This is a genomic window from Longimicrobium sp. (genome assembly GCF_036554565.1).
Lineage (GTDB): Bacteria > Gemmatimonadota > Gemmatimonadetes > Longimicrobiales > Longimicrobiaceae > Longimicrobium.
This window is the reverse complement of record NZ_DATBNB010000005.1, coordinates 1-6830: the sequence shown is the minus strand read 5'-3', so window position 1 is coordinate 6830 and position 6830 is coordinate 1. Positions and strand designations below refer to the sequence as shown.

General features: G+C 63.3%; 7 protein-coding genes. 5 read left to right on the top strand and 2 right to left on the bottom strand.

The window, feature by feature from the left end:
- Positions 1–310: 310 nt before the first annotated feature.
- Positions 311–1327: a hypothetical protein gene (locus tag VIB55_RS00155; RefSeq protein ID WP_331874629.1), complete on the top strand. Its 1017-nt coding sequence runs from the start codon at positions 311–313 to the stop codon at positions 1325–1327.
- Between the two features lie 179 nt (positions 1328–1506).
- Complete coding sequence (locus VIB55_RS00150) at positions 1507–1818, top strand: hypothetical protein (RefSeq protein ID WP_331874628.1); 312 nt, start codon at positions 1507–1509, stop codon at positions 1816–1818.
- A gap of 88 nt (positions 1819–1906) precedes the next feature.
- On the opposite strand, the gene VIB55_RS00145 is transcribed toward VIB55_RS00150, so the two are convergent.
- A complete protein-coding gene (locus VIB55_RS00145) occupies positions 1907–2032 on the bottom strand; it encodes a hypothetical protein (protein WP_331874627.1) in 126 nt (41 codons plus the stop codon).
- A 184-nt stretch (positions 2033–2216) separates the two neighbouring features.
- On the opposite strand from VIB55_RS00145, the gene VIB55_RS00140 reads away from it, so the two are divergent.
- Positions 2217–2603 (top strand): hypothetical protein, encoded by a 387-nt coding sequence (locus VIB55_RS00140; protein ID WP_331874626.1) that lies wholly within the window; start codon positions 2217–2219, stop codon positions 2601–2603.
- 140 nt (positions 2604–2743) lie between these two features.
- Here the strand turns inward: VIB55_RS00140 and VIB55_RS00135 are convergent, their stop codons facing one another.
- On the bottom strand, positions 2744–2983 hold the full coding sequence (locus VIB55_RS00135; protein WP_331874625.1) for a hypothetical protein: 240 nt from the start codon (positions 2981–2983) through the stop codon (positions 2744–2746).
- A 183-nt stretch (positions 2984–3166) separates the two neighbouring features.
- On the opposite strand from VIB55_RS00135, the gene VIB55_RS00130 reads away from it, so the two are divergent.
- Positions 3167–3400 carry a hypothetical protein gene (locus VIB55_RS00130; RefSeq protein WP_331874624.1) on the top strand — a complete coding sequence of 78 codons (234 nt, stop codon included), beginning with the start codon at positions 3167–3169 and terminating at the stop codon, positions 3398–3400.
- A gap of 157 nt (positions 3401–3557) precedes the next feature.
- Positions 3558–6719 (top strand): DUF4062 domain-containing protein, encoded by a 3162-nt coding sequence (locus VIB55_RS00125; RefSeq protein ID WP_331874623.1) that lies wholly within the window; start codon positions 3558–3560, stop codon positions 6717–6719.
- Positions 6720–6830: the final 111 nt, after the last annotated feature.

The following is a 6830-nucleotide window of genomic DNA, read 5'->3' as shown; positions in this document are numbered from 1 at the left end:
CGCCTCCGCGTGATTCTATTCTTGTCATCAGTAGATCATTCACGGGAACACCGCCCGTAAGGGGCCGGTGCGCGGATAGGAGAGGCGTAACCGGCTGCCGCCCCAATGACATAGCCGAAAATAAGGGGCGCGTAACGTGCGGCCCTGGAATGTGTTTTGCAGCGGTTGCGGACGGTGGGTCACTGCCCCGCTCCCTTTGTCGGCGCTCCCCCCCGTGCGAGGAGATGTCGTGGCAACCAGCACCTTCGCCCCCAAGCCTCGCCCGCGGGCTCACGATTCTGCGGGGCTTCGCCGTTCACGGAACGCCTGCGTGTTTGGTGCGTTCCTTATCGCTCTGGCGGTGGGGTGCGGCCGTCCCGATGGCAAACCTCCTGAGACGCTGGAGCAAGTCGTTGCGTTTGGGCCTACGATCGAGCTGCAGGAAAATGCCGCAGTGATCAACGTAACGCCGGACGTTACGCCCGATCCGCTGGGGGGTTTTCTCGTCGCCGACGAGCGCGAGGGACAGCTGCGCAGGTACACCCGCGAAGGCGCCCTCCTGTGGAACATTGGAAAGAAGGGGTCGGGCCCCGGCGAGTTCCGCTCCGTAGCCACCGTCCTGCGGTTGCCGAACGGGCAGGTACTCGCCGCGGAGCTGAGTGGCAGCTTCACCCTTTTCGACTCGGCGGGCACCGCGGCACTGGAGCAGATCCGGACCCCGTTCCTTCACGTGCAGGACATGGAGGTGGTAGACGACTCCACGCTGCTGGTCGCTGCTCGGCTGGAGGGCCGGGGGGGCACAGGACCAAGCCTGCACATGTGGGATATCCGCGAAAACCGGGTCCGCAGGAGCTTTTTCGATCCGTTCGAGGCGGCTCCCAACAAGACTGCCGCCGTCATGGCCGGCTGGAGCAAGGCCGCCATCCGCGGCGACACCGTGGCCGCCGTTTTCGCCCTGAGCGACACGCTGTACTTCTTCGCGCTCGACGGCCGGCCCCGGGGCAAGCTGCCCATCCCGTTCCGCGATTTCAGACCGGTGCCGGCAGAAACCCCTCGGGGGGGCTCCGATCCCGTAAAACGGGCGAATTTCTTCAGTTCTTTCGACTATGTGGCCGACCTCCACTGGTTCTCGGACGGCCGCCTGCTCATCCCGTATCAGAGCCTCGCCGCGGAACAGGCACTCACTCGAACGTATCACCTCTTTGCGATGGACAGGGCGGGACGCCGGCTGTTCGAGGTGCGGAACGCCCCGCGGCTGCTGACCGCTGAACCAGCTTCGTCCACCCTGTTCTTCGTTGCTCCTGGCTCGGAGGTTCCAAACCGGTGGGCACTCGCACGTTTGCGCTGACCGCCCTGTTGCTCTCCTGGGGAGCCTCGGCTGCGTGTGGGGGATCAGAACCGCCGCCCGCTCCGCTGCGCGCCGGGTCCGCGGCCCCGCAGGAATGGACGGGAGCGCGTAGTGAGCACGCGGCCGGGACGTACCTCGTGTGGGTGGTCCGAACGGAGGATTGCTTCACGTGCCAAGAGGTGGACTACGAATTTCGGCGCGTCCAAACGCGCTGGGGGAGTGATGTTCCGCTGCTTGTGCTGCACGTGGGCAGCGCCCGCAGCGAGTCCGTTCCCCGCGCATTCCTCGCCAGCCGCCGGGTCCAGGCATCGTACCAGACGGTTTCGCCTCGCGCGTTCGAGCGGCGATTTGGAAATTCGGTGGTCCCGGCCATTCATCTGGTGAACAACGGGACAATCGTCTGGAGCAGTGCCGACCTGAGGAAACCCGGTGCGACGCGATTATCACTCGACAGCCTGGTGTCCCTGCAGCGATCGGCGGCGAAACCCTGAATGGTTCTTGGGCGTGTACGCTTGGAGGCGGACCGTCATCCCACTTCATCAACTGGAGGCGACCATGTTCGTTCGATCCATCCGGAAGCTACTCGCCGGCCTTGGAGCCGTCGCGGCGGTAACGGTTCTCGTAGCTGGCGAGCCGGCGCTCGGGGACCAGGAAGCCGAAGCCCTCGCGATCCAGTTCTACCTCACCAGTGGGGGTGACGGCCACGATTGCACCAACTGCTGTTTCACTGGCTACTGCTGCACTGTGCCCGTCGCGGAGTGCGCGCGGCCGGGCTGAATCCCGCTGGAACCCGGGTGGCGCAGCAGCCTGCGGCAGGTCCGCCTCCGTTTGAGCCCGCGGATGCGCGCCACCCGTCGAAACCGTCGACGATCGGCAAAAGAGCTATGGTATGATCTCGCGAATTTCCGCGTTGCTCCTGCTCGGATCCGCGCTGGTGGGCGTCGACTCGTGCGGCGAGGCACGGGGCCGCGCCGCGGGGGCGGCGCCCACGATCGCATACGGAAACCGTGTGCAGGTCATCAGCCCCATGCTCGGAGAGGGGTGGCGCGAGGGCGTCGTCGGCAAAGTGGGCGAATGCCTGGAAGTGATGGTGCCGCGGGAAGGAAGCCGGGCCAGCTTCCACGGGCTCCGCTTCGACCAGATCACCCGGCTGCGCGTCCGCCAGGCGCAACCCTCTCCTGCGGGCGCGGCGCAGGCAAACGCAGTCGCCGGGGGCTGGACGGAGGTGCCGGTGGCGCCACTTCGGGAGCGACACGGGGATTGTACCCCGTTCTGACCACGCGCACGATGCGCCGCGCGCGGCGAACGCGCGCCCTTACTGCTGGGTTTCGTGCAGAGCCGCAGAGACGCAGGAGGGGGGGCGTGTCTCTCCGCGTCTCTACGTGAATCTTGCTTTGTTGGAATCGCGGCCCGTGTTCACGGAAGCGGTGCCACTCCCCGCGCCCTCGCCCACTCCATCGCGCCCTCCGCCGCCTCTCGGAGGCTGCTGCCGAACTCCAGCACTGCCTCGGCCACGAGCAGGTCCATCGCCAGTTCGTCCTCCGGTGCGTAGCGGGCCAGCTTGATCGACGAGTTGGCGACCGCTTCGAGCGCGCCGAACCTGTCTATCAGGATTTCCAGAAACCGCATCGGCGAGGGTAGGTGCTGCTGTTCCATGCTGTACCTCCTTCTCTTGACCCGCGCCGCCGAGCAGGGCTACTGTTCGGGGCGGACGGCTCGCGAGTCGTTTGTGTGGAGGCTGGCCGTGTCTTCCTGGCCGAGGAGGCGGCCAGCCTCTCCGTGCGTCCTGCCGTTTACAGTATAGTAAACGGCACTGTGCGTGTCAACAGGTGCGTAAACGTGAGCGAGCCGTTCAAGAGAGCGACCGACCGTCTGATCGGCACCGTTTCCCTGGCCGACCTTGCCGAGGAACTGGGTGTGTCGCATGGTCTGCTGCGGCAGGCTCGGCTCAGCTCGTCCGCCTCGTCGTATCGCTCACCTCCGGCAGGGTGGGAGAGGGCAGTAGCGAAGCTCGCTCGCGAGCGCGGCGGAGCTCTGATCAAGCTCGCGGACGAGATGGAGGCGAAAGCGTAGCGGCTGCCTATCCATCGCTGCAGGGGATCGGGGGTTGGCTTGACTTTGCGGAGCGCCTGAATGCTTGCGCGGCGGCCCTGCACCCCCCAGCCTTGATCTCGTTTTACCATTGAGAGTGTTTACAAATCGTTCGTTTCTGGGGGCCATGCGAAAATCCATGCAGCACGAGCCGCGTCCCGTTACACAGGTAATGGTGTCCAGCACCTTCACTGATTTGCTGGAGCATCGCGCGGCGCTCATTGATGCGATCCACCAGCACAGGCTCCACGCCAACGTCATGGAAAACGACTCGGCTAGGCTTGTGGACGTGATCGACTCTTCTTTGCAAATGGTGCGGGACAGTGCCGCTTACATTGGTATCATCAGCCTCAAGTATGGCCAGACCCCCGAATGTCCGAAGCGCAACCCTGGCAAGCTCTCGATCACAGAACTGGAATTCAACGAAGCGCAGGATCTCGGTCGTCCGATCCTTCTCTTCATCATGGGCGAAGACCATCAGGGGAAACAGGCAGACTTTGAAAACGATGTGGAGAAGAAGCAGAAGCTAAACGCTTTCCGTGAGCGGGCAAAGCAGCACGCACCCGGATCGAAAGTGAACCGGGTTTACGCGACTTTCAACAGCCTTCAAGAATTCAAAGAGAAGCTAGGTTCCGCGCTCGCCGAGTTGAGCAAACATCTCGAGTCTCCGAAAGTGGGCATTGAGCCGGATACCGAGGCCGACACCACGTCTGGGCCGATCCCCACTCCTCCCGCGTTCTACGCCGCACCGGATTACATTGGCCGCCACACCTTCATCGGACGCAAGGCGCAGCTCAAGACGCTGAGTGAGTGGGCGCAGCCCTCCAATCCCTCCAGTGTCTTGCTCTTTGAAGCCATTGGCGGCAATGGCAAGAGCATGTTGACATGGGAGTGGACGACGAAGCACGCGACGGCCGACCGCCCCGATTGGGCCGGGCGCTTCTGGTATTCCTTCTATGAGAGAGGCGCCGTTATGCGCGCCTTCTGCCAGCACGCGCTCGCTTACATGACGCAGCAGCCTCTGGAGGCATTCGCGACAAAGACCACGGCCGAGATGCGCGTCGAGCTCCTCACCCTGCTCCGCCGTAGACCCTGGCTGCTCATTCTGGATGGCTTGGAGCGCGTGCTCGTGGCCTACCATCGCATCGATGCCGCCGAGGTGCCTGACGAGGAGGTGAACCGGCCCACCGACAAGGTCCTGGACCGCAATCCCTCCGATGCGATCCGCGACGAGGACACCGACCTTCTCCGCGCGCTCGCCGCCGCCGCGCCGTCGAAGATCCTTATCAGTTCAAGACTCACCCCGCGTGCGTTGCTGAATCAAGCGGGAATTCCGCTCCCAGGTGTGAAGCCGTTGTTTTTGCCCGGGTTGGACGAGGCGGATGCCGAGGAGTTGCTGCGCTCCTGCGGCATCCAGGGCGCCTCCGTGGACATCCGTTACTACCTCACGAATTACTGCGGAAACCACCCGCTTGTCATTGGTGCCCTCGCCGGTCTCATCAATTCGCCCGGGCCGCACAGGGGCAACTTCGACACTTGGGCCGCCGACCCGGAATACGGAGCGAAGCTGAACCTTGCCAGTCTGGACCTCATCCAGAGCCGTAACCACATCCTGCGCGCCGCGATGGAGGCGCTCGGGCCTGCCAGCCGCCAGCTTCTCTCCACCCTCGCGCTGCTGAGCAACGCCGTCGACTACGATACGGTCGCCGCCTTTAATCCGCACCTCCCGTTGGAGCCGGAAGAAGTGAAGAAGCCGGACCCGCCGGAGCAACACTGGTTTTGGCACAGGTGGACCGATGAGGATAAAGCCGCGCTGCGCCAGCAATTCGAAGTCGCCCTAGCCGAACGGGAAGCCTACGAGCACGCGATGAAGGCGTGGCGCGACTCTGAGACCGTGCGCGAAGCGCCCAAGAAGCTGGGTGAGACCATTCAGGATCTTGAACATCGCGGCTTGTTGCAATACGATCACGGCATGAGGCGGTATGATTTGCATCCGGTCGTCCGCGGTGTCGCCGCCGGAGGCATGAAGACTGAAGAGAAGGAAGGCTACGGCCAGCGCGTGGTGGACTATTACTTCTCCCAGCCGCACAATCCCTATGAGCAGGCAAAGACGATGGAGGATGTGGAGAACGGCCTGAATGTCGTTCGCACCATGCTGAAGCTCGGCCGCTATCAGCAGGCGGCGGACGCCTATCGGGGTGATCTCGCGAACGCGCTCCTTATCAATCTCGAAGCCCATGTGGAAGCGCTCTCGCTACTGCGCCACTTTTTCCCAGCAGCCTGGGACCAGCTTCCAAAGGACGTGGATGCTTGGGATGCATCTTACCTTGCGAATTCCGCCGCCATTGCTTTGTACCACTGCGGCGAAATCCAGACGGGCACAGGTGCCTTGGGAGCCGCACTTCGTGTAGACTTGGAGACAGAAAACTGGCATGAACTAATCATTCGCCTCCTCAACATCGCCGCTAACTTTGCTGATCGGGGCATGTTGGCCAAAGCTCTACGCGTAGATCGCCTTGCCCTTGATCTTGCCACGGTCGGGGCGAATGACGAGCGAGTCTTCATGGCTTGGATTAGCCTGTTTACCGACCAATCCCTAGCCGGTCAGTGGCACGAGGCGGAGGCAACTTGGCGTCATCTGGACGGCATGGGTCGCAGATGGTCCCGGGCAGGGTATCGGCAAGGCGACGCGGAGTCTGTATTTGCGAGTTTCCAATTCTGGCGGGGCACGTTGCAAGAGGATCACCTCACTGCTGCCGCCACCCTCGCGGAAAAAGACGGCAATCGCACCAACCTCCGAAACCTCCATCGGCTGCGCGGTTCTTGGCGATTGGAGAACGGCGAATGGATGCTAGCCACTGCGAGCTTCAACCAAGCCTTAACTATGGCTCGCGAACGCCGCCTCGTGGATGAAGTTTCCGAGACCGGGCTCGCCGTGAGCAAGTTCCGCCTCCGTCAACTCACGGGCGCCGACGCCCGCAGTGAAGCTGAGCGCCTCGCCCAATTGCGCCAGCCCGCGCATCGTTACCTCGCCCTGCTCTGGCAGGCCATCGGCGACCTCGAGCAAGCGAAGCACCACGCCCTTGCTGCCTACGAGCAAGCCTGGGCTGATGGCGAGCCGTATGTTCACCGCTACGAACTCACCAAGACCACGGGATTGCTAAAAGAGTTGGGAGTTCCGATCCCGGATCTCCCACACTACGATCCCGCCAAGGACGAAGCCTTCCTGTGGGAGGCTGAGGTCCGCGCCGCCATTGAGAGACTTCGTGCCGAGAAAGAAGGCCGAGAAGAAAAAGCCTGATTGGAGCCCAACTCGGTTACGGCTTACTATCGGCTGCAGGGATGCGGCACCAGCATGTTTTCCGCGGACGAAAGTCTTGCGCGCCCCCCCCCCCCCCCCCCCCCCCCCGGG